Below are 26,608 nucleotides of genomic sequence, written 5' to 3'. Positions count from 1 at the left end.
CGCGTTCAGCGCACCTGCGGCTCGTCGATCGCCCAGTACCAGTCGTTGTCGGCGCTGGTCAGCGCCCACTGGACGCGGACCTGCTTCGCACCCGACGGCACCGTGACGGGGACCGACGCGACCTGCGCGATCTGGTCGGTGGTGTACGACGCGACCTGCCGGAACGCGCCGCCGTCGAAGGAGACGAGGACGGTGGCCTGCTGCGTGCCCTCCTGGCGGTAGTGGTTGCCGAACGACACGGTCGCGCTGGTCTTGCCCACGACCGAGTACGGCTGCGAGGTGATGCGGCTCGAGAACGTGCCGGTGTGGGTCTTGTCGGCCCACTCGTCGGAGTCGGCAACGGCGAAGACACCGCGTTCGCGGACGTTGGCCTCGCGGGTCTGGTCGCGCTGCGACTGCGTCCAGAAGTCGTCGTCGGTCAGGGTCCAGCCGGCCCACTCGGTGACACCACCGGTGCCCATGCCGGTGTTGTCGACGCTCCAGCCGGTCGGCATGCTCTTCGTCCAGCCGAGCGTCGAGACCGGGATCCCGGACTCGTCGACGCGGGGCTTCAGCGCGCCGACCATCGTGTCGAACGGGTCGGTCGACGCGGTCGCGAGCGGACGGCCGTCGAGCTCGGCGGGGCGGGCGACGCCGAAGGTGGCGAGGACGTCGGCGGCGATGTCGACGTTCTTCGGGCGGATCGCCGGGGTCTGCTTCGTGATGCCGGGGCCGGTCTTGATGATGAACGCCGAGCGCTCGGCCGGGGTGCTGCCGCCGTGGCCGCCGGCGTCGGTGTGCCCGTGGTCGGCGGTCACGATGAACGACCACTGCTCCGACGAGTACGTCGAGCGGGCCCGCACCGCCGCCTGCAGCCGCCCGACGTACCCGTCGACCTCGCTGATGGCGTCGAGGTACTGCTGCGACGCCGCACCGTACGAGTGGCCGGCGTGGTCGACGTCGTCGAAGTGCACGAACGAGGCGTTCGGGCCGGTCGACCGCAGCGTCGACACGGCGTTGGCGGCCGCGTCGGCGTCGCTCGTGGCGGCGTACCGCTTGTCCACCGTGCCGATGAGCGGCGTGCCGACCGAACCGTCGACGATCGGGTTCCAGCTGGCGTCGGCGTACGTGGTGAGGGCGCTGTTCGCACGTTCGAGCCGGGTCAGGAAGTCGGGGTACTCCGTGATGTCGCTCGTGGTGCCCCACGTGTTGCTGAGCACCTTGTGCTTGTCCGGCCAGACGCCGGTCAGGTTCGTCGCCCAGCCGGGGCCGGACAGCGTCTGCGCCATCGGGGCGGCGTACAGCCAGGTCTTCGACGAGTACCCGGACGCGATCATCGCGTCGAGGTTGGGGGCGTCCGCCGCGGCGATGCGGTCGAACAACGCGCCGTCGATGCCGATGACGACGACGTGGTTGCTGTTGGCCGCGGCAGCGGCGGCCGAGGTCGCTGCGGTGGCGGCGGGTGCTGCGGCGATGCCGGTGGCGAGGCCGCTCGCCGCCAGTGCGATCGCGGTCGCGGCGATGGGGATGGTCCTGGGGATGCGCACGGTCGAGGCCCTTCTCGAGGTCGGTGGAGTGGCCAGCCCATCGGCGCAGCGTGGCCTTGGGCGTGCGACCCGGGAGCGTGGGGACGAACGCGTGGTGAACCGCAGACGCACCTGTCCGGACAGGCTGGAACGTCGTTCGCCGCCCGTGCTACGGTCCTGTCGACAGCGCCTAGGGTTCCGGGACTCCCGTCCGACTGGTCCGAGCGGCGCCACGGCTCGCCACCGAACGCGGACCGTCATCTGAACGGACAAAAGCCTGGAGGACCTCGCTCGTCGCGCCGCGCGTCGAGCGGAAGGTCCTGCCCGTGACTCCGTTCGCCGTCCTCCTCGTCCTCTCCGCCGCCGTCGCGCACGCCGCCTGGAACGTCATCGCCCACGGCGTGAGCCGGATCGGGCTGCCGTTCCTGTGGCTCGGCGCCGTGTCGAGCGTCGTCGTGTGGATCGGGGTGGTGCCGTTCACCGGCGGACTCGGCACGGGGAGCCTGTCCGGCTTCCTGGTCGGCATCGTCGTGTCCGGGCTGCTGCACGTGGCGTACATGCTCGTGCTGCAGCGCGGGTACCGGGTCGGACAGCTGTCCACGGTGTACGCGACCGCACGGGGGACCGGCCCGACGATCAGCGTCGTCCTCGCGATCACCCTCCTCGGCGAGCGACCGTCGTGGTGGGCGTTGGCGGGCGGCCTGCTGGTCCTCGTCGGGGTCGTGGCGGTCGGGCTCGCGGACCGCGGGACGGCGACCGCACCCCGCGCCCTCCCGCGCCGTCGGCTCGACCCCGGCATCGTCGCCGGGCTGCTCACCGGTGTGGCGATCGCCGCGTACACGATCTGGGACGCGCACCTGGTGCGCGGCGGTGTCGCACCGGTCGCCTTCATGGTGGGCTGCACGGCGGTCGAGATCGTGCTGTTCGGCGCAGCCCTCGGCCCGCGTCGGCGCGAGGTCCTGCCGGTCCTCCGTGCGCACTGGGGCCGGGTGCTGGCGTTCGGGGTGCTCTCGCCGCTGTCGTACATCCTGGTGCTCGTCGCGATCACGATCGCACCGGTTGCGCTCGTCGCCCCGATGCGCGAGGTCAGCGTGGTGCTCGTGAGCGTGTTCGGCGTCGTGGTGCTGCGCGAGGGGCGGGCCGGGACACGGATCGCGGCGTCGGTCGTCGTGCTCGCCGGGATCGCCCTGCTGGCGGTCTGAGGGCGGACCGTCCCGCGCCGGCAGGGGAGACCTGTCCGGACAGGTGCCTGTCGTGTTCACCTGCCGGTCACCCTCGGTGCACCGGTTGGGCACGGCGCGCAACCTGTCGGATGCCACAGTTGCGGCGTCCCGAGCGGACGGCGGACCCCGCCCCGCTGCGGACCTCCGCCCCGCCGCCCGAAAGGTCACCATGCCCATCACCGCCCTCAAGCCGCTGGCCGCCCTGGCCGGCGCCCTCGTGCTCGCCGCGACGCTCAGCTCCTGCTCGGCGGGCTCCACGGCCGCCGCCGGCAGCGACGAGACGTCGACCGCGACGAAGTACGCTGCGGACGAGAACACGATCGTGTTCGGCGTCGTGCCCGACTCGGTGGACACCGAGACCAACTACCAGCCGCTGATGGACTACATCGCGAAGGAGTCCGGCAAGAAGGTCGAGTACCACGAGTCGACCGACTACGCCGCGCTCATCGAGGCGTCGGTCGCCGGCAAGATCGACGTCGCGTCGTTCTCCGGCTTCACCTACGTGACGGCGAAGAACAACGGCGCGAAGATCACGCCCGTGTCGTCGATCATCACGGCCGAGGGGCAGAAGCCCGGCTACTACTCCGAGGCGATCGTGCCGAAGGGCAGTGACATCACCTCGCTCGACGGGTTCAAGGGCAAGAAGGTCTGCTTCGTCGACCCGTCCTCGACCTCTGGCTACCTGTTCCCGAGCTACAACCTGCTGAAGGCCGACATCGACCCCACCAAGGACGTCACCCCGGTCTTCGCCGGCAAGCACGACGTCAGCGTCCAGAAGGTCGCGGCCGGCACCGAGTGCGAGGCCGGCTTCGCCGAGGACAGCGAGGTCGAGAAGAACAAGGACGTCACGGTCATCGCGAAGACCATGGTGCCCGGCGCCCCGATCGTCGTCTCCGACACCCTGCCGCAGGCCGAGAAGGACACCCTGACGAAGGCGCTCGCCGACGTCACGATCGACGACATCATCGCCGCCGGCGTGACGAGTGCCGACAGCGACGGCTTCCGCAGCGTGTTCTACGGCACGAAGCCGGTCGACGACGGGTACTACGACCTGATCCGCGACATCTGCAAGACCACGAAGTCGACCACCTGCCAGGCCTGACCCCGGCACCCCCGGAGCCCGGACAGCGCGAGGAGAAGCACGCATGACGCACGACGACCCCGCGGTGGAGATCACCGCCCTCACGAAGCGCTTCGGTGACACGACCGCGCTCCGGGACGTGTCCCTGACCGTCCGACCGGGCGAGGTCGTCGTCCTCCTCGGGCTGTCCGGGTCCGGCAAGTCCACGCTGCTCCGGCACGTGGACGCCCTCGAACTGCCCACCTCCGGCACCGTCCGGGTCGGTGGGACGGCCGTGCACGACCTGTCCGGCCGGAGACTCCGCGAGCTGCGCCGACAGGTCGGGTTCGTGTTCCAGCAGTTCGAGCTCGTGCCCGCGCTGACCGTGCTCGAGAACGTCCTGACCGGGGCGCTCGCCACCCTGCGCGGCCCGCGGCTCGGGCTGTGGTCCTACCCCCGTCGGCTGCGGCACCGAGCGCTCGTGCACCTGGACCGCGTCGGGCTGCTCGATCGTGCCTACCAGCGGGCTGACACCCTGTCGGGCGGGCAGCAGCAGCGCGTCGCGATCGCCCGGGCGCTCATGCAGGACCCGTCGGTCCTGCTCGCCGACGAGCCCGTCGCGTCGCTCGACCCGGAGTCGAGCGGCCAGGTGATGGGGCTCATCCGCGAGATCGCCGCCGAGCGGGGCCTGACGGTCCTGTGCAGCCTGCACCAGGTCGACCTCGCACTGTCCTGGGCCGACCGGATCATCGGACTCCGGCACGGCGAGGTCGTCCTCGACACCCGCACCGAGGGGCTCGGCAAGGCGCAGGTCATGGAGATCTACGGCCAGGTCGCGACGTCGACCGACGAGTTCGCGGCCGTCGAGGCGCTGCACGACACCCTGGACGCCACGAGCGGGCTACCGGCGTGACCGCCGTCACCGAGCGGCCCGTCGTCCGCACCCACCGTTCGCCCGAGCAGGCCGTCGCCGCAGCACCGCGCCGACGCGTCTCGCCCGAGCGCGTCGCCGCCGGCCTGACACTCGTCGCCCTGGCCGTGCTGGCGTGCGTCGCCCTGGCCCGGATCGACATCTCGGTGCCGAACATGATCGCGTCGTGGTCGAACGCGGAGCACTTCTTCCAGCGCGTCGGCACGGTCCGGTTCCCGGACGCCGCGACGCTGTTGCAGCAGACCGCGCTCACCGTGGGGCTCGTGCTGCTCGGCACCCTGCTCGCCGCGGTGCTGAGCGTCCCCGTCGCCTACCTCGCGGCGGGCAACACCAGCCCGGGCCGCGGGTGGATCGCCGCCGCGCGGTTCGTGAGCGTCCTGACCCGCGCGATCCCGGACGTCGTCCTCGCGATGGTGTTCGTGCTGATGTTCACGATCGGCCCGCTGCCCGGCATCCTCGCCATCGGCATCCACTCGATCGGCATGATCTCGAAGCTCTTCGCCGACGCCATCGAGCAGATCGACGAAGGGCCCCGCACCGCGATCCGCGCCACCGGGGGCAACCGCCTGCAGCAGTTCACGGCCGGCGTGCTGCCGCAGGTGCTGCCGTCGTGGGTCGCGACGATCCTGCACCGCAACGACATCAACCTGCGGGGTTCGGTGATCCTCGGGTACGTCGGCATCGTCGGCCTGGGCCGCGAGATGTCGTTCGCGTTCAAGTCCCTCGACTACTCGCTCGGCATCGGGTACGCGATCGTCATCTTCGCGCTGTGCGTGCTCATGGAGATCGTGTCGAGCTCGGTCCGGGCCGCCATGCTCGGCGTCGCGCCGGCCGGCCGGGGGATCGGCGCGAGCGCCATCCGTGCGGGCATGCGCCGCCGGCAGGCCAGCGGCGAGCGGCGCCAGCGCAACAGCGCCACGGCCGAGCCCCGTGCCACGGCCGAGCCCCGCGCCACGGCCGAGCCCCGCAGTACGGCCACCCCACGCTTCGCCACCCCCGACGACGCCCTCCGCCGCCCGTGGACCGCCGCGCGCGTCCGCACCACCGTGTGGTCCTGGGTCGCGGTCCTGGTCGTCATCGGCAGCGTCGTGGTGTGCGACATCGCCTGGGGCGACCTCGCCACCGTGTGGGGGAAGATCCCGCCGGTCGCCGCCCAGTTCTGGCCGCCGTCGTTCGGCAGCTACGGCGCCGGCGTCATGTTCTCCGCGATGTTCGACACCGTCGCCATCGCGCTCGCCGCCACCCTGCTCGCGCTCGTGTTCTCGATGGTGATCGGCTCGTTCGCGGCCCGCAACGTCGCACCGACCCGCGGCGTCCGGGCCGGCGCCCGGTTCCTGCTCGTCGTCGTGCGCGGGATCCCGGAGACGATCCTGGCGGTGGTGCTCATCGTCATCACCGGCCTCGGCGCCCAGGCCGGCACCCTCGCACTCGCGTTCGGCGGCGTCGGCCTGCTCGGCAAGCTCGTCGCCGACTCGCTGGAAGAGGTCCAGCCCGGCCCCGAGCGCGCCCTCACCGCCACCGGCGCGACCCGGTTCCAGCGGTACGCCGGCGCGACGGTGCCCCAGGGCATCCGGGCGATGATCGGTCACACGTTCTACCTCGTCGACACCAACATCCGCGCGGCGACCATCCTCGGCATCGTCGGTGGTGGTGGGATCGGCTACTACCTGCTCAACGCCGCGCAGGGCTCGAACTACGCCTCGGTCACCGGGATCGTGCTGATGATCCTGGTCACGGTGCTCGTGGTCGAGGGCATCGCCATGTGGATGCGGAGGGTCTTCCGGTGAGCACGACGACAACGACGGTCACGACGGCCGGCACCGAGCGGGTCGACGTCCTCGTCGTCGGCGCCGGCATCGTCGGCCTCGGCGTCGCCTACGAGGCGATGCTCCGCGGCGCACGGGTCGCCGTCGTCGACCGCGCCGCCGGCGTCGTCGGTGCGAGCGTCCGCAACTTCGGGCACGCCTGCATCACCCCGCAGACGGGCGAGGCCGCCGGGTACGCCCAGGAGGCCCGCCACCGGTGGCTCACGCTGGCTCCGCTCGCCGGGTTCACGGCTCGAGAGCGCGGGGCGCACGTCGTCGCGCGCCGTCCGGAAGAGCTCGCGGTGCTCGAGGAGTACCGCGCCACGGGCGCGGACGTCCGCCTGCTCGACGGGTCCGCGATCGCGGCCGCCGTGCCGGTCGACCACGCCACGGCCAGCGGGGGAGCGCACCTCGCGCAGGACCTGCAGGTCGACCCCCGGGAGGCCGCACCCGCCATCGCCGCCTGGCTCGCCACCCAGGGGGTCCGGTTCCACTGGCGCACCGCTGCGCTCGGGATCGAGACCGGCGCGGTCCGCACGGCGCGCGGCACCATCGAGGCCGACCGCATCGTCGTCTGCACGAACCACGACGTCGACCAGCTGTTCCCGGCCCTCGCCGAGGCGGCCGGGGTCGTCCGGTGCCGACTGCACATGCTCCGCGCCGCGATCCCGCTGGCCTTCCCGCTCGCGACGCCGCTGCTCACCGGGTGGTCGCTGCTCCGGTACTCCGGGTTCGCGGCGATGCCGAGTGCCGAGGCGCTCCGGTCCGCACTGGCGGCGTCGCTGCCCGACGGCCTCCGCTGGGACCTCAACCAGATGTACACGTCGCCGCCGGACGGCAGCGTCATCGTCGGGGACACCCACGAGCGTGCGGCCGACGCTCCACCGTTCCAGGACGAGGACGGCTTCCGGCTGCTCGTCGCCGAGACCGAGCGGCTGTTCGGTGCGCCGCTCCGGGTGCTCGACCGGTGGCAGGGCGTCTACGCGTCCTCACCCCGGCAGGAGTTCCTCGTCGAGCACCCGCTGCCGGGCGTCGACGTCGTGACCGTCACCACGGGGATCGGCATGACCACCGGACTCGGCCTGGCACCGTCGGTCCTCGACGCCGTGCCCGGGCAGCACGAGGATCAGGTGCGCGCCAGCACCTGCTGACCGGCGACCCACACCCCGACGACGCGCTCGCCGCGGATCGCCACGACGTCCGCACGGTGCCCGGGTGTCAGGGAGCCGCGGTCGTCGAGACCGGTGTGCCGCGCCGGTGCCGTGGTGACGGTGCGGACGAGGTCGTCGAAGGGCGCGACCCCGGCGGCCGCAGCGGCACGCAACCCGGGGAGCAGCGAGCCGAGGTGGTAGTCGGACGTGACGACGTCGGCGTGCCCGGCGACGAGTGCCGACCGGGCCGAGGGTCCGGACCCGTGCGAGCCACCGCGCCACAGGTTCGGCGCACCGACCACGACGCCGAGCCCTGCCGTGGTGGCCGTCTCCGCGGCGTCCGACGTCACCGGGAACTCCGAGATGCCGGCGCCCAGGCGTGCCGCGGTCTGCACGGCCTCGGCCGAGTCGTCGTCGTGCGCGGCGAGCACGACACCGGCTGCGCGAGCGACCGCGGCGATGCGCTCGCGGCGGCCCGGGACCCCGGCGGCTCCGCGGCGGAACCGGTCGAGGCGTGCGTCGAGTTCGTCGTCGCCGAGTCGGTCCAGCGCCCGGTAGGCGCGACGCCACCCCGCCTCGTCCGGGTACTGCCCGCGGCCCGGCGTGTGGTCCATGTACGAGACGAGTCCGACGCGCGCCGGGGCACCGGCGACGAGCCGCTCGAGCGCGTCCACGGTGCCGTCGTCCGTCACGTCGACGCGCAGGTGCACGCGGACGTCGATCGGCAGCGGCGTGGTCGCGAGGGCGTCGAGCACAGCGGCAGCGTGCTCCGCGCTCCGGGTCGGCACGGTGTCGGGTTCGATCGAGCAGCACAGGAACGCCGTGGTCACGCCGGCGAGCAGCGCGTCCGCCGCGAAGGCGTCGAGGGCGTGCGGCAGCGGGACGCCGACGCCGGGGCGCGGCTGCTCGAACCGGGCGAGGGAGTCGGCGTGCACGTCGACGAACCCGGGCAGCAGTTCGACGTCGCCGAGGTCGACCACGTCGTCGTCGGGCTGCGATGCGACGACGACACCGTCCCGCACGTGCAGGACGGTGTCGTCGGTGCCCGCGCCGAGGTGGACTCGGGCGGCGCGGTACGTCGTCATCCGACCAGCATGCTGGACGGCACGACCGCGCGGCGCAGGTACCCGGCCGACGGCGGGGTCACGACGGCGTGGTCGACACCCTCGAGTCCGACGGCGGGTTCGACGAGGTCGGCGAACGGCAGGTCGGTCGACGCCAGGAAGTCCACCGCGGTGGCGAGGTGCCGGGGTGCGTAGTTGTGCACGCCGACGATCCGGAGCAACCCCCGCACGATGCGCTCGGGGTCGAGCGACACCGGGCGGCTCGACGACACCGCGCCGACGAGGACGGCCGTGCCGCCGACGTCGAGGGAGTCCACCGCGGTCTCGACGGCGTCCGGGTAGCCGGACAGCTCGATCGCGACGTCGACAGCAGCCACCGGCTCGCCCGGCGACACCGCAGCATCCGCGCCGAAGCACACGGCCAGGGCACGTCGCCGGGCGTTGGGGTCCGAGACGACGACGGTGGCCCCGGCGGCGACGGCCATCGCGACCGCCGTGACCCCGAGCATGCCCGCACCCGTCACGAGGACCCGAGCCTCGGCGAGCGGCCGGTCCACCGCGTCGAGTGCTGCGGCGACGGTGGCCGTGGCGCACGCGGCCGGGGCGGCGACCACGGCGGGCAGGTGCTCGGGCACGACGGCGATCGCGGTGCCGGGCAGCAGGACGCAGTGCGTCGCGAACCCGCCGTTGAGGAGCCAGTCGGCGGTCGATGCCTCGTGACCGTACTTCCGCAGGGACCGGCACTTCTGCGGCAGCCCGGCACGGCACCGGTCGCACGTGCCGCACGACGCCGCGACCGACCAGACGACCCGGTCACCGAGGGCGACGGGGACGCCGGCGACGGTGGTCGGCACCGACCCCGGGGCGATCGCGACGACGTGGCCGACCTGCTCGTGCCCGAGGACGCTCGGAGTCGGTCCGGCGCGGTGCCCGAGGGCCGTGTGCAGGTCGCTGCCGCACACCGTCGCCGCCTCGATCGCGACCAGGACGGACCCGTCGGGCATCGGCAGCGCACCGGCGTGCTCCTCGACCGTGACCGGGTGCCCGATGCCGTGCCAGAGCGCGTACCGGGCGTCGACGGCGGTCACCGGGCCACGGCGCTGAACTCGTCGGTGCGCGGCTCGTCGACGCTGAGCTCGTCGGCGCGCGGCAGGTCGGTCCCGAGCGCGGCCGCGTCGAGTCCGGCGAGCAGTGCGGGCAGGTCGACGACGGAGTCGAGCACGTGTGTGTGCGGCACGGTGGCGAAGTCGGCGTCCTGGTGGGTCCCGGTCCGGACACCGGCGACGACCGACGCTCCGGCACGGGTGCCCGTCAGCAGGTCGGCCACGGTGTCACCGACGACGGCGACCTGGCGCACGTCGTCGGTCTGCGTGCGCAGCACGGCGGTCAGGACCATGTCCGGGAACGGACGGCCACGACCGGCGTCGGCCGGCGACAGCGCGAGGTCGACCCGGTCCTGCCAGCCGAGCGCGTCGAGGACGGCGTCGCGGGTCACTGGGCTGAACCCCGTCGTCAACGCGACCTTCGTGCCGGACGCGCGCAGGGCCTCCAGGACGTCCACCGCACCGTCGACGGGCCGGACGCCGCGCCCCACCGTCGCCGCGTAGGCGCGCTCGAAAGCGGCGTTCGCCGCTTCGGCACGCGCCGTGTCACCGTCGAACAGGGCCGTGAACACGGCGATCTTCGACTGCCCCATGGTGTCGAGCGCGTACTGCACGGCGTGGTCGTGCACGGCCGTGCCGGGCTCGAGGCCGACGTCGGTGAGGGCGGTGCGGAAGGCGTCGACGACGACACCGCCGTCGTGCACGGTGGTCCCTGCCATGTCGAGGCAGACGAGCGAGATCATGGGGCTCCTGTGGTCCGGTCACCCGCGGGTGCGGGCTGTCTCCCGCGAGAGCGGGGCTGTCCACAGCGTCCGAGGAACCGATGACCACCATCCGGTCCGCAGGTGTCCGGCAGGTGAACAGCGCCGGGAGCCTGCAGCGCTCCTGTCCGGACAGGTGTGCGACGGGCCCGCCACCTCGGTTACAGTCCGCAGCGTGCCGGAAACGCGTTACCTCGAGATCGCGGCGGAGCTCGAAGCCGAGCTCGCCGACACCGTCGTCGGCACCCGGGTCGCCAGCGAGGCCGAACTCGCCGCACGCTTCGGCGTCGGCCGGTCGGCCGCCCGCGCTGCCCTGCAGCACCTGCAGCGCCGCAACCGGATCCGCCGGGTCAAGGGCGTCGGCAGCTTCGTCGCACGGCGCATCGACTACCGGATCGGCTCCGACGCCGCGCCGTCGTGGAGCCGCACCGTGCGCGACGCCGGGGGAGAACCCTCGAGCGTCACGCTGTCCTGCGCCCTCGCACCGGTACCCGCATCCGTCGCCCCGCACCTCGGGCTCGAACCCGGAGCGCCGTGCCACCGGCTGACCCGGCGCTCACTCGTCGACGGACTGCCCGCCGCGTGGGGCGTCGAGTGGGTGCCCCGCACGGTCGTCCCCGAACTCGGGCAGGCGCTGCGGGTGCGGAACTCGCTCTACGACGTGCTGCGCGAGGCCGCCGGCGCCGAGCCCGTCCGCCGGTGGGTGCGCGCCGGTGCCGACGTGGTCACCGACGAGGTCGCCCGGCACCTGGACCTCGACGAGGTCACCCTCGGGTGGTTCATCGAGAGCTGCACCGTCGACGCCGGCACCGGGCGGCCGCTCCTGGTGAGCGAGCGCTGGATCCGGGCCGACGCGATGCGGGTGCTGTTCGAGAGCGGGCCGACGGGCTGACGCGTCGGCGCCGTTCAGCCGGAGAACGCCGCGGGCCCCCACGATCCCCGTCGGGATGGGAGGATGCACCGACGCCTGCCCGCACCGAGAACGAGGTTCGATGAGTCCGACCGAGGACCCCCAGTCCGCGGCCCCACTGCTCGACGGGCGCTACCGACTCGAACACGCCATCGGCCAGGGCGGCATGTCCGTCGTGTACCGCGGCATCGACGAGAGCCTGCACCGCCCCGTCGCCGTCAAGGTGTTCCACGCCGGCACGGTCGACATCGCCCGGCAAGAGGCCGAACTCGGCGTGCTCGCCTCGCTCGAGCACCACAACCTCGTCAGCCTGCTCGACACCGGCGTCGTCACCGGCCACGACGGCACCCACCAGCGGTACCTCGTGATGGCGCTGGTCGTCGGCCAGGACCTCGAGGAACGCCTCGCCGTCGGCCCGCTCGCCTCCCGCCACATCGCCGAGATCGGCTACGACATGGCCGAGGCGCTGCACTACATCCACAGCCACGGCGTCGTGCACCGCGACATCAAGCCGTCGAACATCCTGCTCGTCGACTACGGCCACGACTCCGACCGCGCCCGCGCGCGGCTCACCGACTTCGGCATCGCGCTCGCCGCGGGCGTCGAACGCATGACCGCCGACGGCGTCACCACCGGCACCGCCGCCTACCTGAGCCCCGAGCAGGCCCGCGGCGGCGACGTCGGGAGCCCGAGCGACGTCTACTCGCTCGGCCTCGTGCTGCTGCAGTGCTTCACCCGCCGCCGCGAGTTCCCCGGTTCGCTCGTCGAGTCCGCGGTCGCGCGGCTGTCCCGCGACCCGGTCGTGCCCGAGCCACTGCCCGAGCACTGGAAGCAGCTGCTCCGTGCGATGACCGCGCAGGACCCGGCTGCGCGCCCCGCCGGCGCCGAGCTGGTCACGATGCTGCGCGACGTCGTCATGACCGAGACCGCCGGCACCGACCACGTCGTGGACACCACGGCCGCGGCTCCGACCGCCGCTGCCGGTGCGCCGCGAGCCGACGCCGACACGGCCCGCCCGGCGACGCTCGACACCCTGCCCGACGAGGCCCTGCACCGCACCACCGCGATGGCCGCCCGCCTGTTCGACGCGCCCATCGCCCTGGTCGAGGTGCTCGACGAGGACCGCGCCTGGTCGCAGTCGTACATCGCCGAGGGCGTCGACGAAGCAGCGCGCAACATCAACTTCGGCAACGGCTTCGCGCCCGTCGCGGTCCCCGTCGTCATCCCGGACGGGTCGATCCACCCCGACATGCAGCACAGCCCGCTCGTCACCGGCGCGCTCGGCATCAGGTTCTACGTGAGCGTGCCGCTCGTGCGGCACGACGGCGTCCCGATCGGCACCCTCGCGGTGCTCGACACGAAGCCGCGGCAGGCGACCGAAGCCGACCTCGCCAACCTGCACGACCTGGCCGCCCTCGCGGTCACGCAGCTCGAGATCCGGCAGGAGTCGCTCCGCACGACGAGCGACTCGCTGCCGGTCGCGCAGGCGGTCCCGCAGGAGGGCGCGCGGCCCTAGACGGTTGCCGCTGACGGACGGGAGGCCCGGTGCGGGCCCGCCCCGCGCCTCCCGTCCGCCCTACGGTCGCGTCTCGTACGTCGGTCCCGCCCGCGGACGCCTGCCTGCCTGCCCGCCCGCGTGCCTCCCGCCGGGCTGCCCGCTCGCCCGATCGGCGCGCGCTGGACGCCGAGCGGGCGAAATACCGGGGTTGCGCGCCCCGCGACCCGGGCATTTCGCCCGCTCGCGGTCGCATGCCGCAACTCGCATGCATCCGGTGGAATACGAGTGCCCGTTCGCGCGAGCGGGCGAAATGCCGGGGTGAGGAGCCGGCCGGCCGGGGTATTTCGCCCGTTCGCGGGAGCGGGGGGGCATTGCGGGTGCGGGAACGGTGGCTCGGTGACACCTGGACGGGAGGTGGCGTGGGCGGCGGCGTCGGCCCTACTGTCGGTTCGTTGCGCGGCAGCGGCCGCCACGGAGGGATTGCACTGTGTTCATGGACCTGTCCGAGTCGCACGTGATTGTGCTCCTGCTGATGCTGGCCCTCGAGGTCCTCGCGCTCGTGCAGGTCTGGCGTGACCGTCGGCGCACGCTCGTGGTCAAGGTCCTCTGGACGCTCGTGATCCTGGCACTGCCGGTCATCGGCGTGCTGGGCTGGGCCGTCAACTGGCTGCTCGGCAAGGCTGCAGAAGCGCTGCAGCGACGGAACGCCTGACCGCCGATCCCGGCTGATCGGGCACTGCCCCTATCGGTTCAGACCGCGCAGGCGCATGCTGTGCGAGGTAACGGAACCCGAATCCGCAAGTGGTCGAAGCACGATCGGCCCGTGGGGAGGGAGCGCCTCTCTGGGCCTCAGTCGAGCGTCGACGCTTCCTTCCTGTCCTGCCCCGCAGCTCGTCCCGCCGCGATTCGGGTGTCGCGACCGGACGGGGAGGGACGTCCGCGTCCCCGCGAGCCGGGTCGTCACCGCCGCCCGGCTCGTGCAGTTCATTCGGTGAGGGCCGCCGCGTAGGCGCGGACCGAGCGGTGGTAGCGGGGGAGTGTCGGTTCGACGGCCTCGATCGCGACACGGAGCGCCTCGTCGTGACGGCCCGCGCTGTGCAGGGCGAGCGCGAGGAACACCTTCGGCGCGGCACCGGTGGACGGGTGTTCCGGGGCGTCGCGGAGCATCGCGATGGCCTCGTCGACACGGTCGAGGTTCCGCAGGGTCGAGGCGTGCTGCACGACCATCTGCGCTGCACGGGCGGGATCGACGTCGGCGAGTCCCGCGGCGGTGGCGGCTGCGTAGTGGACGTCGGCCTCGGCCTCGTGGCCGCCGGAGTCGTTCGCGCCGCCGAGTTCGAACGCGCCGAGGGCCGGGTGCGGCGCAGCGTCGGCGAGTTCGCGCATGCGGTCGATGCGCTGCTGGTCGTCGATCGTGTCGTCGGCCCAGAGTGCGGCGACGCGGGCTTCCCAGTCTGCGGTGCTCATCCGTCCAGCGTATTGCCGCCCGGCGTCGCACCGTCGGTGATGGTCGCGCGGAAGGACCGGACGAGCGGGACGCCGGGGTGCACGAGCGCCGGCGCACGCCAGGCGAGGGCCGAACCGATCGCCGGGTACTCGGCGGCCCGGACGAACCAGGGATCGCGGTGGTCGAGCGCTTCGAGCCGGATCGTCGCAGGCGCTCCCTCGAACACCGCGGACCACTCCACCCAGGGCGCGACCGAGCCGTGCACCGCCGCCTCGCCCTGCGCGTCAGCGGTTCGGACGACCACGTCGGTGCAGTCGGCGAAGCGCCAGAAGAACCCGCCGTACCCGGCACCGATCCGGCCGTTGCTGCCCGGACCGCCGAGGTGCACGACGGCGTCGCCGGGGGTTCGGAACGACGACGACCAGGTCAGTTCCCACCCGGAGTCGACGGCGCGCCAGGCGAGTGTGCGGTCCTCGTGCAGGACGACCGTGTGGTCGGGCCCGCGCCAGACGAGTTCCTGGACCGTGCCGCCACCGTGCGGAGCGGGGTGCTGCTCGGCGCGCACGACGTCGACGCGGCCGTGGTCGTCGCGCCAGACGTAGCCCGGACCGTGCACGTAGGTGCGGCCGCCCCAGCAGTTCACGCCGTCGACGTCCGGGATCGCGACCCCGACGCCGCAGTGCCAGTCGTGGTCGGCCGGGTGGTCGGCGCTCAGGACGGTGCCGCCGAGGGTCCGCACCGGGTGCAGGTACGGACGCGGCGACGAGGTCGCGATGGTCCCGGAGCCGTCGAGTTCCGTGGCCACCGGGGCCCCGTCGACGCGCAGGACCTGCAGCACCTCGTCGCGGGCGGTGTGGGCCCAGGGCGCGCCGACCTCGGAGAACAACGCTCGTGCGTCGGCGGCGCGGTCGACGATCGCCTCGACGTCGGCGACGAGCGGACGACGGGCAGGCCCCTCGCCCTCCCACGTCACCCAGGGGTGGTCGATGCGGACGGGCTCGGCGGCACGAACGGCCTCGAGCACCTCGACGAACGCACCCGTGGAGACCAGGGGGACGAGCAGATCGTCCCCGCGGGACCGGTGGGCGAGCAGGTTCTCGAGCAGGTCCGTCCGGCCGACGGTCCGAGTGGTGTCGCCGACGGTGACCTCGTCGGCCGTGTAGTGCAGCACGGCGCTCCCGGCGGTGCCGCGGACCCGAACGGTCGGCAGGACCTCGGACGGAGCGCAGAGGGTCAGGGCCGCGGTGGCTTCGAGCCCGGCGCTGGTCGTGACCCGGACGGCCGAGGTGTCGTCGCCCTCGATGTCGTTCGCCCGGAACAGCTCGACCTCGACGCGCCTGACGTCGGACGCCCGACGGCAGCCGACGAGCGCCAGGGCCGTCGCGACCGCGTGGGCGAGCGGGTTCGTCACGACGCCGTCGAGGACGTCGACGCCCTGGACCCGACGCCGTCCGGCCCACGCGGAGCGGTCCCAGTACGCCTGGTTCCGCGTCCACGTGCCGACGGCCGCAGCGGACCGGACCGGACCGACGAGCGACCCGTCACGGAACGCCGGCAGCGCCTCGGACCCGAGGCTCTGGAACCCGACCTGCACGACGCGGCCGGTGCGCTGCTCGGCGTCGAGCAGGGTGTCGAGCGCGTCGCGGGTGGTCACCGGGGGCTTCTCGAGCAGGACGTCGGCACCGGCCTCGAGGGCAGCGAGCGCCAGTGGCAGGTGCGCGGCGATCGGGGCAGCGATGACGACGACGTCGACCGGGCCGTGGTCGCGCGCTGCCACGACGTCGGCCACGACGACCGCGCCGTCGTCGGTGGTGGTGGTGCCCAGCGTGGGGTCGACGACGGCGGTCAGCGTGCAGACCCCCGCGGCGACGAGCCGGTCGATGTTCGCCCGGTGGTGCAGGCCGTACCCACGCGCACCGACGAGCACCACGCCGGGCAGGGTCATCGAGCGGTACCGATCGTGATGCGCGTCGTGCCGGGGGAGCGCCCGGTCACGTGGACGTGCTCGCCGTCCGGTCGGTCGGTGCCGCCGAGGAACGCGTAGTCCTGTCCGGGCGTGTAGAACGCCGGCTGGGTCGGGCCGCCGCCGTTGCCGGCCCCGAAGGACACGGCTTCGTCGCCGACACGGTAGGTGCCGGTCCCCTCGGTGAGGACGGTCTCCCCGGTCGCGGCGTCGGTGCTCACACCCGTGAACGTACCCCCGCCGCGGAACGTCAGCTGGAGCGACCACGGCACGTCGGCGCCCTCGGTCGTCACGTCGAGCGAGACCGCGTCCGGCGTGGTGGTGACGTCGACCGTCGTGGTGAGGGAGACGGTGTCGGCCGCGCGCGAGCCGAAGGACATCGACGCCGAGAACCGGTCCTCGTCACCGAGCGCGTAGGCGCCGTCGGTCCGTCGAGCCGCGGCGGGCAAGGGCTGGTGGTACCCCGCGGACACGGTCTCGACGAGTCGGTACCGCCCGTCGCCGAGGGACTCCAGCGACGTCGGACGGAACGGTCCGAGCCCGAAGAACTCGCGCGACAGCCGGACGTCGGACAGCGCGACCGAGCCGGCGAAGACCCGCAGGAACGTGGGGCTGTTCGCCAGGCCCGATCGGACGTGGCCCTGCGACGGCACGTCCGAGCCGGCGAACAGGACGACGCTGCGGTCCTGTTCGCGGACGTGCACGAGCCGGGCGTCGGCGAAGGAGTGCACGGCCGGTTCGAGCGGCGCACCGACGGGCAACGGACGGGCGAGCAGCGGATCCGTCATCGCGCGGGCGGCGACCGCACCAGGATGCCACATGTCCGCGACGGCGGCCCGTGCAGCGACGGCGGCGAGGTCGGCGCGGTCGTCGAGCACGGCCAGGTGCCAGAGCAGAGGCGCGAACGCGCCGATGCCGAACGCCTGCGACTGGTCCTGGCGGCGGGACTGGACGGTCTCGACGGTGTCGTCGGGCAGCAGCAGCGCGAGGGTGGCGTCGAGGGACCGGCGGACGGGGTCGAGCAGCTCCGGCCGGTCGAGCACCGAGGCGAGGACGAGGAACGACGGGCACGAGACGGCCGCCGCGTAGTTCGGGCTGCGCTCGGACCACAGCCCGTCGGCGTCGATGTCCGCGCCCTCGGCGAGCCACTCCTCGATCCGCGCGACCAGCGCTGGTGCCGGGTGCAGTCGGTGGACCCGGGCGAGGGCGGCCGAGACCTCCCACCGGTGGTTCGGCGTGTGCACGCCACCGGTGAGCAGCGCCGGCGTCGCACGGTGCACGATCCGGTCGAGGTCGTCGGCGAGCACCGCGGCCACCGGGACCGACGCCCGGTACGGTGCGAGCAGCTCGAGGGCGTCGCACACGTCGTTCACCGTGAACGCCGAGTCCGGCGGGGAGAGCACGTTGTCGCCGCCGATGAACGTGCCGCCGGGGGACTGCCGGGCCGCGAGGTGCCGGACCCAGCCGTGCGCGGTGGCGAGGTCGTCGTCGGGAAGGCGATCGGGGCCTCCCGTCCGCTCGTTCCGGACCCACGCCCCGACCAGGGTGAGGGCACGCGCCATCAGTTCGCGGTGCTGCAGCGCAGCCGGATCGTCGTCGGCGAGCCGGAGGCGCGCGACGGCGGCGTCCGCGGCCGGGCCGACCGCGTCGAGGAACCCCATCAGTCCTTGAGTCCCGCGTTGAGGTCCGCGCCGTTCACGTACTTCTGGAACACCAGGTAGATGAGCACGAGCGGGATGATCGAGATCACCGAGGCACCGAGCAGGACGGTCCAGTTGACGTTCTCTGCCCCGACGATGCTCTGCAGTGCGATCTGGATCGTGAACTGGTGGGGGTCGTTGAGCACCAGCAGCGGCCAGATGTAGTCGTTCCACCGCCACTGGAACGAGAAGATCGCGAGCGTCAGCATGATCGGCCGGGAGATCGGCAGCATGATCCGCCAGAAGATCCCGAACTCGCTCGCACCGTCGATGCGCGCGGCCTCGACCAGGTCGTCGGGCACCGTGATGAAGAACTGCCGGAACATGAAGATGCCGGTGGCGGTGATGACCGACGGCACGATGATGCCGGCCAACGAGTCGTACATGCCGAGGTCGCGGATGACGATGAACGTCGGCGCGAGGATGACCTCGGTCGGCAGCATCGTCGTCGCCAGGATGCAGACGAAGAAGACCTTGAGCCACTTGTTGTCGTACTTCGCCAGGGCGTAGCCGGTGGCGGCGCTCGCCAGCACGGTGAGCACGGTGGTGACCAGCGCGACGATGACGGTGTTGCCGAAGTAGCGGGCGAAGTCGTAACTCGCCCACGCCTCGGTGAAGCCGCTGACCGACCAGTTCTTCGGCAGCAGGGTCAGCGGGTACGAGAACAGCTCGCCGCCGGGCTTGAAGGCGCTCAGCACGAACCAGAGGACCGGGAAGCCGAAGGCGATGATGAAGACCCAGAGCAGGGCGGTGGCGGCGATGGCCTTGGGACGAGGCGGGCCGTCCAGGCGCTTGGCCTTGGTCGTGCGCGTGCGCGTGCTCTTGCTCTTGGTCGTGTCGTCGGTTGCGGGTGCGCCGGGGCCGCTGGGCAGGGTGGCGGTCATCGACGGGCCTCCGTCCGACGGTTCACGGCCAGCTGGATGAGCGCGATGGCCATGAGGATGAGCATGAGGACCATCGACGCCGCGCTCGCGTAGCCGATGTGGGCGTTCTGGAACCCGTTCGTGTAGATGTACTGCACGAGCAGGTTGTTGTCGGTGCCGGGTCCGCCGCCGTTGAGCGCCTGGATGGTGGCGAACTCCTTGAACGCCCCGAGCGACGACAACAGGATCACGATGAACGACGTCGGCGCGATGCTCGGCAGCGTGATGTACCGGAACTGGTGCCAGGCGCCAGCCCCGTCGAGGGACGCCGCCTCGTAGTAGGACTGCGGCACGTTCCGGATCGCAGCGACGAACAGCAGCATGTTGAAGGCGGCTCCGGCCCACGCGGTGGCGAAGACCACCACGAGCAGCGAGAGGTCGGCGTTCGACTGCCACGGCACGGCCTTGCCACCGAGGGACTCGATGACGAAGTTCGCCAGGCCGAAGTTCTCGCCGAACATCCACCGCCAGATCACACCGGTGACGATCGGGGAGATGAGCCACGGCACGAAGAACACGATGCGGGCGACGCTCCGGCCCTTCGCCGCCGGGCTCGTCAGCATCAGCGCCATCGACAGTGCGAGGACGAAGCCGAGCGGGACGGCGACGATCGCGTAGAGGAAGGTGCGCCCGAGGGCTGCGTAGAAGGTGTCGTCGGCGAACAGCTCGAAGTAGTTCGCCAACCCGATGAACTTCGGGTCGACGACGCCGTTGTAGTCGGTGAACGAGTAGCCGAGGCCGATGACGGCGGGCCACACGAAGAACACGACGAACAGGACGGCGTTGACGCTCACGAACAGGATCGGGGCGAGGACGGGCTTGCTGACGCCGGAGCGGCGTCGCTTCGTCGTCTTCGCGGCTCCGGGCCGGCGGGGCGGCACCGGGGTGGGGACGGCGGTCTGCACGTCACCGGCTGCGGTGGGGATGCTCACGATGATCCTCTTCGTTCGACGTGGTGCTGCTGTGGAAGGAGAGACAGCGGGGCCGGACGCGCGCGCCCGGCCCCGTTCCGTCAGCCGACGTGCTCCTCGTAGTACTTCGTGATCGTCTCGAGGGTCTTCTTGGCCGACTGCTGCCCGTTGATGAGCTTGCCGACCTCGGCGGTGGTGGGATCGGTGCCGAGTTCCTTGCCCTCGACCGCCCACTTCGCGCTCTCCTTGGCGTAGGAGCTCGAGATCGGGTCGGCTGCGTCGATCTCCTTCTGGTACAGCGCGAAGGAGTCCTTCGCTGCCTGGGACTCGAACGGGTACTGGATGTCCAGCCCGGTCTCGACCGGCAGGAAGCCGTTCGTCGTCACGAGCTTCGCGTAGTTCGTCGGGTCGTACATGTAGTCGATGAACTTCTTCGCGGCGGCACCGCGGGCGTCCGAGTTCTCGAAGCCGACGATGTTCCCGCCGTAGTTGATCTCGGTGGCGTGGGTCGGGTCGGCCGGGGTGGCGGCACTCGCCCAGTCGAAGTCGGTGATGTTCGACGCGAAGTCCGACGACTGCCACACGCCCGAGAAGTACGCGACGACCTGACCGCTCTTGAACAGGGCGTTCGGGTCCTGGCCGCTCGTCCACACCGACTTCGGCATGACCGAGTCGTCGTTCATGTCGGCGAAGTCCTGCAGTGCGTCGACGGTCTTCGCGTCGGTCGGGAAGGAGCCGTCCTTCTCCTGCTGCATGAAGTCGGTGCCCTTGGTGAACATGTAGGCACGCAGACGCGACGGCGACGAGTCGAACACCATGTCGTACTTCGCGCCGGTCTTCGCCTTCACCTTGTCGGCGGCCGTGAGGAACTCGTCCCAGGTCCACGCCTTCGCGGGGTCGGTCGGGTAGTCGACGCCGGCCTTCTCGAACAGCGACTTGTTGACGAACAGGCCGGCGGCGGTGACATCGGACGGGATCGAGGTGACCTTGCCGTCGTCGTCCTTCGCGATGATGTCCTGGTCGATCTTGTTCGCGTCGTCGTCGACGATCGAGGCCAGGTCGACGGTCTTGCCGGTCCAGATCGGGTCGATGCCGGCGGCGCGCACGACGTCGGGCAGCGAGTTCGCCTGGGCGGACTCGCGGAGCTTGGTCTGCAGTCCGTCGTACGGCAGGTTCACGATCTTGACCGTGACGCCGGTCTTCTCCTCGTACGCGGTGGCGAGGTCCTGGTAGCCCTTCTCCTGCGCGGTGGAGGTGGAGAGCCAGAAGGTCAGCTGATCGACCTTGCCGCCGTCGCCGGAGCTGCCGGAGGCACAGCCGCTCAACAGGGCCAGTGCGGCGATGCCGCCGGCGAGCGCGAGCATTCTCTTGGATGACTTCATCGTCACTGCTTTCGTTCGGGACCACTGGCGTCTGCCGTGGGCGAGCGTTCGGGGTGTCTCGGCCGAGGACCCCAGGTCTACACGACGTGAGCGCTCATGGCAAGCGCTTTCCTGCGCGATGTTCTGACAATGTGACCAGCCGTCTCGGAAGGCCGCGCCGACGGCGCGGACGCTGGTCGGGCCTCCCGGGAAATCGCTATCCTCGCCACAGACCGCGCACAGCGCGGACCGGACTGGAGGCACGACATGCCCGAGCGAGGCACCGTCACCCTGGCCGACGTGGCCGAGCTCGCAGGCGTGTCGCTCGCGACCGCCTCGCGGGCGCTGAACGGCAGCACGCGGAAGGTCCGACCGGAGTCGGTGGACCGGGTGCAGGCCGCCGCCCACGAGCTCCGGTACACCGCCAACGTGCAGGCGCAGGCCGTCGCTCGCGGGACCACCACGACCCTGGCGCTCGTCGTCGGCGACATCGCCGACCCCTACTTCGCCGCGATCGCCGCGGGGGCGATCCGGGCTGCCGACGACGCCGGGCTCGTGGTGACGATCACCTCGACCGGCGGGGATCCTTCGCGCGAGGCCGCGGTGCTCGGCGTCGTCGCCGGACTCCGGCCGCGGGCAGTGGTACTCGCCGTGAGTCGTCGACTCGGTGCCGGGCAGACGTCGGGAGCGTCGGACTCCGCAGCTGCCGTCGGCGCACTCGTCGCCGCCGGCGCCGGGGTGTCCGCGCTCGTGTCCGACCTCGACGGTGCCGCGGCAGGGGTCCCCGGCGTGCACGGGGTCGTCATCCGGAACCTCAGCGGTGCCGCGGCCCTTGCGGGTGCGCTGGTCGAGCAGGGGCACGACTCCTTCGCCGTCCTGTCCGGCGACCCGGACCTGGCGACGGCGCACGCGCGGGTCGAGGGCTTCGTCGCCGGGCTCGCCGCGCACGGCATCCGGGTGCCCGATGACTCGGTGGTACCCTCGGCGTTCACGCGCGACGGCGGGTACCAGGCGATGGTGACCCTGCTCGACCGGGCGGCGGGAGGCTCGTGGGCGTTGCCGCGGTGCGTGTTCGCGGTCACCGACCTGATGGCGGTGGGGGCGGTCGCGGCGATCCGGGAGCGCGGGCTCGTCCCCGGGGTGGACGTCGGCGTCGCGGGGTTCGACGACGTGCAGATGCTCGCCGACGTCGTGCCGGCGCTCAGCACGGTGCGGCTCCCGTTGGAGGAGATCGGGGAGCGGGCGGTGCGGCGGGCCCTGGGGCTCGAGGCCGACGGTGCCATCGACGGCGAGGTCGTGCTGCGGGCGAGCACGGCGCGGTAGCGCGGCGGGGCGCTTCGCGGGCGCTTCGCGGGCGCTTCGTGAGCAGAAAGGGTCGGGTCCGGCCCCGCCACTCGACCTTTTCTGCTCACTGAGTGCGGCGCCTGCGGCCGGTCGGGCTCGAGGGCGCGTGACACGCCGACGCCCGGACGTCGAGGTTCCACAACATGCCGCGGGTTCGGCGCCGAGGTTCCACGGAGTGCCGCCTGGCGCGCCGAGGTTCCGAGATCTCGGAACCTCGGATGGCGCGGTCGGGGGCGTCCCAGGCGGTCCCCATCGGCCAGCGGCGCATGCGGAGCGTCGCACGACACGCCGACGCCCGGGGCGCCGAGGTTCCACAACATGCCGCGGGTCCGGCGTCGAGGTTCCACGGAATGCCGCTCAGCGCCCCGAGACTCCAAGATTTCGGAACCTCGGGCGCGGGCCGCAGCAGCCGCAGCCCACGCCGGGCCCGGCCGCGCGTGTGCGTTCGTGTTCGGGTACTACTGCAGCGCGCCGGGCGTGGTGTACGGTTCCGGGCAAGCGCTTTCCACCACGCGGAGAGCAGGCCACAGCGAGCAAGGGAGCACGCGTTGACCACCACGCGCACCATCGGCATCATCATGAACGGCGTCACCGGACGCATGGGCTACCGCCAGCACCTCGTCCGGTCGATCCTGGCCATCCGACAGGACGGCGGACTCCGGCTGCCGGACGGCTCCCGCGTGCAGCTCGAACCGATCCTGGTCGGCCGCAACGCCGCGAAGCTCGAGGAGATCGCCATCCGCCACGGCCTCGAGCACTGGACGACCGACCTCGACGCCGCCCTCGCCGACCCGCGCTGGGACGTCTTCGCCGACTTCGCCGTCACGAGCGCCCGTGCCGACGCCCTGCGCAAGGCGATCGCTACCGGCAAGGCGGTCTACACCGAGAAGCCGACCGCCGAGACCTCCTCGGAAGCGCTCGAGCTCGCCCGCCTGGCCGCCGAGGCCGGGGTGCCGAACGGCGTCGTGCACGACAAGCTCTACCTGCCGGGCCTCCGGAAGCTCCGCCGCCTGATCGACTCCGGCTTCTTCGGGAAGGTCCTCAGCGTCCGCGGCGAGTTCGGCTACTGGGTGTTCGAGGGGGACTGGCAGACCGCACAGCGCCCGAGCTGGAACTACCGGCAGCAGGACGGCGGCGGGATCGTCGTCGACATGTTCCCGCACTGGAACTACGTGCTCGAGCAGCTGTTCGGCCGCGTCGAGTCCGTGTACGCCCGCGCCGTCACCCACATCGAGCAGCGCACCGACGAGCAGGGCCACGAGTACCCGGCGACCGCGGACGACGCCGCCTACGGGGTCTTCGACCTGGCCGGCGGCATCACGGCGCAGATCAACTCGAGCTGGGCGGTCCGGGTCGACCGCGACGAGCTCGTCGAGTTCCAGGTCGACGGCACCCACGGCAGCGCCGTCGCGGGGCTGTTCGGCTGCCGCATCCAGCCCCGGACGGCGACGCCGAAGCCGGTGTGGAACCCCGACCTTAAGGACGACCGCGACTACAAGGCGCAGTGGCTCGAGGTCCCCGACAACGAGGTGTTCGGCAACGGGTTCCGCGCCCAGTGGGAGGACTTCCTGCAGGACCTGGTCGCCGGCCGCCCGCACCCCTACGACCTGCTCTCCGGTGCCCGCGGCGTGGCGCTGGCGGAGGCCGGCCTGCGGTCCAGCGCCGAGGGTCGACGCGTGGACCTGCCGGAGCTGCACCTGCCCACGGGGGCCGAGCCGCGGCTCCAGGTCGAGACACCGGAGGTCGCCCAGCACACCGAAACGGTCGGAGCACGCGCATGACCGACCTCACCCTCCTCGCCCCCGACGGCACGACCAGTCGGACGGCCCTGCACGAGCCGGCGGTCACGGCCGCCGCCAAGCCCACCGCGCCCCTGACCGAGCGCCTCGTCTACGCCGCGGCCCACGTGGTCCCGCGCGCCGCCGCCGACAACACGCCCGGCGCCCCGGCCGACCTCGACTGGGACGCCACCCTCGCGTTCCGCCACCACCTGTGGTCGTGGGGGCTCGGCGTCGCCGACGCGATGGACACCGCGCAGCGGAACATGGGCCTCGACCCGGCCGCGACGCGTGAGCTGATCACCCGCAGCGCCCGCGAGGCGCACTCCGTCGGCGGCCGCATCGTCGTCGGCGTGAACACCGACGACCTCCCGGACGACGGGGACGACCTGCCCGCCGAGCAGCAGGTCGTCGACGCCTACGTCGCCCAGCTCCACCACGCCGAGGACGCCGGCGCCGGCGTCGTCCTGATGGCCAGCCGCCACCTGGCCCGACTCGCGCAGCGCGCAGACCGCGACAGCCCCAGCAGCAACGCCGCCGCCAGCACCTACCGCCGCGTCTACGGCCGGGTCATCGAGCGCGCGAGCGCCCCCGTCGTCCTGCACTGGCTGGGGGAGGCCTTCGACCCCGCCCTCGCCGGCTACTTCGGCGGGCAGCAGGGCCCCGACACCGTGCTCGACATCATGCGCGACGCCGGGCCGAAGGTCTCCGGCATCAAGATGAGCCTGCTGAACGCCCGCGCCGAGGTCGCCCTCCGCTCCCAGTTGCCCGCGACCGCCCGGATGTTCACCGGCGACGACTTCCACTACGTGGACCTCGTAGCGGGAGACGGCCGCGCCCACTCCGACGCCCTCCTCGGCGCCTTCGCCGCCGTCGCCCCCATCGCCTCCGCCGCCGTCCAGGCCCTGCCCGACGAGACCGCCTACCGCACCCTCCTCGCCCCCACCGAGGCGCTCTCCCGCCACGTCTTCAGTGCCCCGACCTGGCACTACAAGACCGGCATCGCGTTCCTCGCCTGGCTGAACGGCCACCAGCCCGCCTTCCAGATGGTCGGCGGCCAGCACGCCGGCCGCTCCCTGCCGCACCTGTCCGAGACCATCCGGCTCGCGAACGCCTGCGGCGCCCTCGAACACCCGGACCTCGCCGCCTCGCGCTGGCACGCGCTGCTCGCGGTGGCCGACGTGGAGACACGGCCGACCGGGAGGCCCGGATCACCCACCGCCGACCGCACCGTCGCCGAGGTGGTCGCGTGACGACCGCGGCGGACGCCGTCACGCCGGTCCGGTCCGCCGGCGCTGCGCCGCATCCGCGGCTGTCGGTCAACCAGGCGACGATCAAGTACGCGTCGCTCCGGCAGGCGCTCGACACCGTGGCCGGGGCCGGCGTCGGAGCCATCGGCACCTGGCGGGGGCCCGTGGCCGAGGTCGGTCTCGCCGAGGCCGTCCGGATGGTCGAGGACTCCGGGCTCCGGGTGTCGTCGCACTGCCGCGGAGGCTTCTTCACGCTCCCGCCAGGCACCGCGCGGCAGCGGGCGCTCGACGACAACCGCCGCGCGATCGACGAGACCGCCGCCCTCGCCGCGGCCGGAGCACCCGGTTCGGCGCCCGTGCTCGTGCTCGTCGCCGGGGGACTGCCCGAGGGGTCGCGCGACCTGGCCGACGCCCGGGGCCGGGTGGCCGATGCGCTCGCCGACCTGGTGCCGCACGCCCTCGACGCCGGTGTCCAGCTCGCCGTCGAGCCGCTGCACCCGATGTACGCCGCAGACCGTGCCGTGGTGTCGACGCTCGCGCAGGCGATCGACCTGGCGGCGCCGTTCCCGGCGGCTGCCGTGGGGGTCGTGGTCGACACGTTCCACGTGTGGTGGGACCCGGCGCTCGCGGGGTCGATCGCCCGCGCCGGGGCAGCCGGGCGGATCGCCTCGTACCAGGTGTGCGACTGGACTACCCCGATCGCGGCGGACCCGCTGCTGTCGCGGGGCTACCCGGGCGACGGCCACGTCGACTTCGGGCCGGTGACGGACGCGGTGGTCGCTGCCGGGTACACCGGTGACGTCGAGGTCGAGCTCTTCAACCAGGCGATCTGGGACACCCCGCCCGCCCAGGTGGTGGCCCGCGTCGTGCAGGCGTTCGACGCCGCGGTCCCGCTCCCGCGCTGACCGTCCGGCGCTGCA

The 26,608-nt window shown here is 72.6% G+C and carries 22 protein-coding genes; 12 read left to right on the top strand and 10 right to left on the bottom strand.

The genetic code is table 11. The annotated features are described in order from the left end of the window. Positions 1 to 5 precede the first annotated feature (5 nt). Positions 6 to 1,526, bottom strand: a complete 1,521-nt coding sequence (locus ITJ69_RS16565; RefSeq protein ID WP_323743132.1) for an alkaline phosphatase family protein — start codon at positions 1,524 to 1,526, stop codon at positions 6 to 8. Between the two features lie 305 nt (positions 1,527 to 1,831). On the opposite strand from ITJ69_RS16565, the gene ITJ69_RS16560 reads away from it, so the two are divergent. The 5 genes from ITJ69_RS16560 to ITJ69_RS16540 all read left to right on the top strand — a co-directional run bounded on the left by ITJ69_RS16560 (position 1,832) and on the right by ITJ69_RS16540 (position 7,675). Next, the gene (locus ITJ69_RS16560) at positions 1,832 to 2,707 is read left to right on the top strand and encodes an EamA family transporter (RefSeq protein ID WP_159572141.1); all 876 of its coding nucleotides are present in this window, start codon (positions 1,832 to 1,834) and stop codon (positions 2,705 to 2,707) included. Positions 2,708 to 2,897: 190 nt separating this feature from the next. Continuing rightward, positions 2,898 to 3,830 carry a phosphate/phosphite/phosphonate ABC transporter substrate-binding protein gene (locus tag ITJ69_RS16555; protein WP_123338408.1) on the top strand — a complete coding sequence of 311 codons (933 nt, stop codon included), beginning with the start codon at positions 2,898 to 2,900 and terminating at the stop codon, positions 3,828 to 3,830. A 43-nt stretch (positions 3,831 to 3,873) separates the two neighbouring features. Continuing rightward, positions 3,874 to 4,701 carry a phosphonate ABC transporter ATP-binding protein gene (gene phnC, locus ITJ69_RS16550; RefSeq protein ID WP_159572147.1) on the top strand — a complete coding sequence of 276 codons (828 nt, stop codon included), beginning with the start codon at positions 3,874 to 3,876 and terminating at the stop codon, positions 4,699 to 4,701. Continuing rightward, positions 4,698 to 6,506 (top strand): PhnE/PtxC family ABC transporter permease, encoded by a 1,809-nt coding sequence (locus tag ITJ69_RS16545; RefSeq protein WP_194673366.1) that lies wholly within the window; start codon positions 4,698 to 4,700, stop codon positions 6,504 to 6,506. The genes phnC and ITJ69_RS16545 overlap by 4 nt, the downstream gene beginning before the upstream one ends. Continuing rightward, positions 6,503 to 7,675: a TIGR03364 family FAD-dependent oxidoreductase gene (locus tag ITJ69_RS16540; protein WP_194673365.1), complete on the top strand. Its 1,173-nt coding sequence runs from the start codon at positions 6,503 to 6,505 to the stop codon at positions 7,673 to 7,675. The genes ITJ69_RS16545 and ITJ69_RS16540 overlap by 4 nt, the downstream gene beginning before the upstream one ends. Here ITJ69_RS16540 and ITJ69_RS16535 read toward each other — a convergent pair. Genes ITJ69_RS16535 through ITJ69_RS16525 form a run of 3 tightly spaced genes read right to left on the bottom strand, consistent with a single transcriptional unit; the run spans position 7,651 to position 10,585 of the window. After that, positions 7,651 to 8,760: an alpha-D-ribose 1-methylphosphonate 5-triphosphate diphosphatase gene (locus ITJ69_RS16535; protein WP_194673364.1), complete on the bottom strand. Its 1,110-nt coding sequence runs from the start codon at positions 8,758 to 8,760 to the stop codon at positions 7,651 to 7,653. The two genes, ITJ69_RS16540 and ITJ69_RS16535, sit on opposite strands and share 25 nt — an antisense overlap. Continuing rightward, complete coding sequence (locus ITJ69_RS16530) at positions 8,757 to 9,827, bottom strand: zinc-binding dehydrogenase (RefSeq protein WP_323743131.1); 1,071 nt, start codon at positions 9,825 to 9,827, stop codon at positions 8,757 to 8,759. The genes ITJ69_RS16535 and ITJ69_RS16530 overlap by 4 nt, the downstream gene beginning before the upstream one ends. Next, on the bottom strand, positions 9,824 to 10,585 hold the full coding sequence (locus ITJ69_RS16525) for a phosphonatase-like hydrolase (protein WP_194673363.1): 762 nt from the start codon (positions 10,583 to 10,585) through the stop codon (positions 9,824 to 9,826). The genes ITJ69_RS16530 and ITJ69_RS16525 overlap by 4 nt, the downstream gene beginning before the upstream one ends. Positions 10,586 to 10,778: 193 nt before the next feature. On the opposite strand from ITJ69_RS16525, the gene ITJ69_RS16520 reads away from it, so the two are divergent. From ITJ69_RS16520 to ITJ69_RS16510, 3 genes are all read left to right on the top strand, one after another. Then, positions 10,779 to 11,495 carry a GntR family transcriptional regulator gene (locus ITJ69_RS16520; protein ID WP_159572162.1) on the top strand — a complete coding sequence of 239 codons (717 nt, stop codon included), beginning with the start codon at positions 10,779 to 10,781 and terminating at the stop codon, positions 11,493 to 11,495. A gap of 100 nt (positions 11,496 to 11,595) precedes the next feature. Further along, a complete protein-coding gene (locus tag ITJ69_RS16515) occupies positions 11,596 to 13,029 on the top strand; it encodes a protein kinase domain-containing protein (RefSeq protein ID WP_194673362.1) in 1,434 nt (477 codons plus the stop codon). 475 nt (positions 13,030 to 13,504) lie between these two features. Beyond that, on the top strand, positions 13,505 to 13,723 hold the full coding sequence (locus ITJ69_RS16510; protein ID WP_123294949.1) for a PLDc N-terminal domain-containing protein: 219 nt from the start codon (positions 13,505 to 13,507) through the stop codon (positions 13,721 to 13,723). Between the two features lie 272 nt (positions 13,724 to 13,995). Here ITJ69_RS16510 and ITJ69_RS16505 read toward each other — a convergent pair whose 3' ends face one another. The 6 genes from ITJ69_RS16505 to ITJ69_RS16480 form a co-directional block, all read right to left on the bottom strand. Beyond that, complete coding sequence (locus ITJ69_RS16505) at positions 13,996 to 14,478, bottom strand: tetratricopeptide repeat protein (RefSeq protein WP_123338400.1); 483 nt, start codon at positions 14,476 to 14,478, stop codon at positions 13,996 to 13,998. Next, on the bottom strand, positions 14,475 to 16,403 hold the full coding sequence (locus ITJ69_RS16500) for a DUF6807 family protein (protein WP_194673361.1): 1,929 nt from the start codon (positions 16,401 to 16,403) through the stop codon (positions 14,475 to 14,477). The genes ITJ69_RS16505 and ITJ69_RS16500 overlap by 4 nt, the downstream gene beginning before the upstream one ends. Next, complete coding sequence (locus ITJ69_RS16495; RefSeq protein ID WP_194673360.1) at positions 16,400 to 18,082, bottom strand: hypothetical protein; 1,683 nt, start codon at positions 18,080 to 18,082, stop codon at positions 16,400 to 16,402. Before ITJ69_RS16495 ends, ITJ69_RS16500 begins: the two co-directional genes overlap by 4 nt. Further along, positions 18,082 to 19,005 carry a carbohydrate ABC transporter permease gene (locus ITJ69_RS16490; protein ID WP_194673359.1) on the bottom strand — a complete coding sequence of 308 codons (924 nt, stop codon included), beginning with the start codon at positions 19,003 to 19,005 and terminating at the stop codon, positions 18,082 to 18,084. The genes ITJ69_RS16495 and ITJ69_RS16490 overlap by 1 nt, the downstream gene beginning before the upstream one ends. Continuing rightward, positions 19,002 to 19,976 (bottom strand): carbohydrate ABC transporter permease, encoded by a 975-nt coding sequence (locus tag ITJ69_RS16485; protein WP_207895555.1) that lies wholly within the window; start codon positions 19,974 to 19,976, stop codon positions 19,002 to 19,004. Before ITJ69_RS16485 ends, ITJ69_RS16490 begins: the two co-directional genes overlap by 4 nt. 80 nt (positions 19,977 to 20,056) lie before the next feature. Further along, on the bottom strand, positions 20,057 to 21,337 hold the full coding sequence (locus ITJ69_RS16480) for an ABC transporter substrate-binding protein (RefSeq protein WP_166673275.1): 1,281 nt from the start codon (positions 21,335 to 21,337) through the stop codon (positions 20,057 to 20,059). A gap of 246 nt (positions 21,338 to 21,583) precedes the next feature. Here ITJ69_RS16480 and ITJ69_RS16475 point away from each other — a divergent pair, with 246 nt between their 5' ends. From ITJ69_RS16475 to ITJ69_RS16460, 4 genes are all read left to right on the top strand, one after another. Further along, positions 21,584 to 22,639 carry a LacI family DNA-binding transcriptional regulator gene (locus ITJ69_RS16475; protein WP_194673358.1) on the top strand — a complete coding sequence of 352 codons (1,056 nt, stop codon included), beginning with the start codon at positions 21,584 to 21,586 and terminating at the stop codon, positions 22,637 to 22,639. 599 nt (positions 22,640 to 23,238) lie between these two features. Continuing rightward, positions 23,239 to 24,441 (top strand): Gfo/Idh/MocA family protein, encoded by a 1,203-nt coding sequence (locus ITJ69_RS16470; protein ID WP_228505953.1) that lies wholly within the window; start codon positions 23,239 to 23,241, stop codon positions 24,439 to 24,441. Beyond that, positions 24,438 to 25,691, top strand: coding sequence for a DUF993 family protein (locus tag ITJ69_RS16465; protein ID WP_194673356.1), 1,254 nt, complete (start codon positions 24,438 to 24,440; stop codon positions 25,689 to 25,691). The genes ITJ69_RS16470 and ITJ69_RS16465 overlap by 4 nt, the downstream gene beginning before the upstream one ends. Then, positions 25,688 to 26,593 (top strand): sugar phosphate isomerase/epimerase family protein, encoded by a 906-nt coding sequence (locus ITJ69_RS16460; RefSeq protein ID WP_194673355.1) that lies wholly within the window; start codon positions 25,688 to 25,690, stop codon positions 26,591 to 26,593. The genes ITJ69_RS16465 and ITJ69_RS16460 overlap by 4 nt, the downstream gene beginning before the upstream one ends. Positions 26,594 to 26,608 lie beyond the last annotated feature (15 nt).

The organism is Curtobacterium sp. VKM Ac-2887 (assembly GCF_015350935.1).
Taxonomy (GTDB): Bacteria; Actinomycetota; Actinomycetes; order Actinomycetales; family Microbacteriaceae; genus Curtobacterium.
Note: the sequence above shows the minus strand (reverse complement) of the source record. Positions and strands in the feature narration are given on the sequence as shown.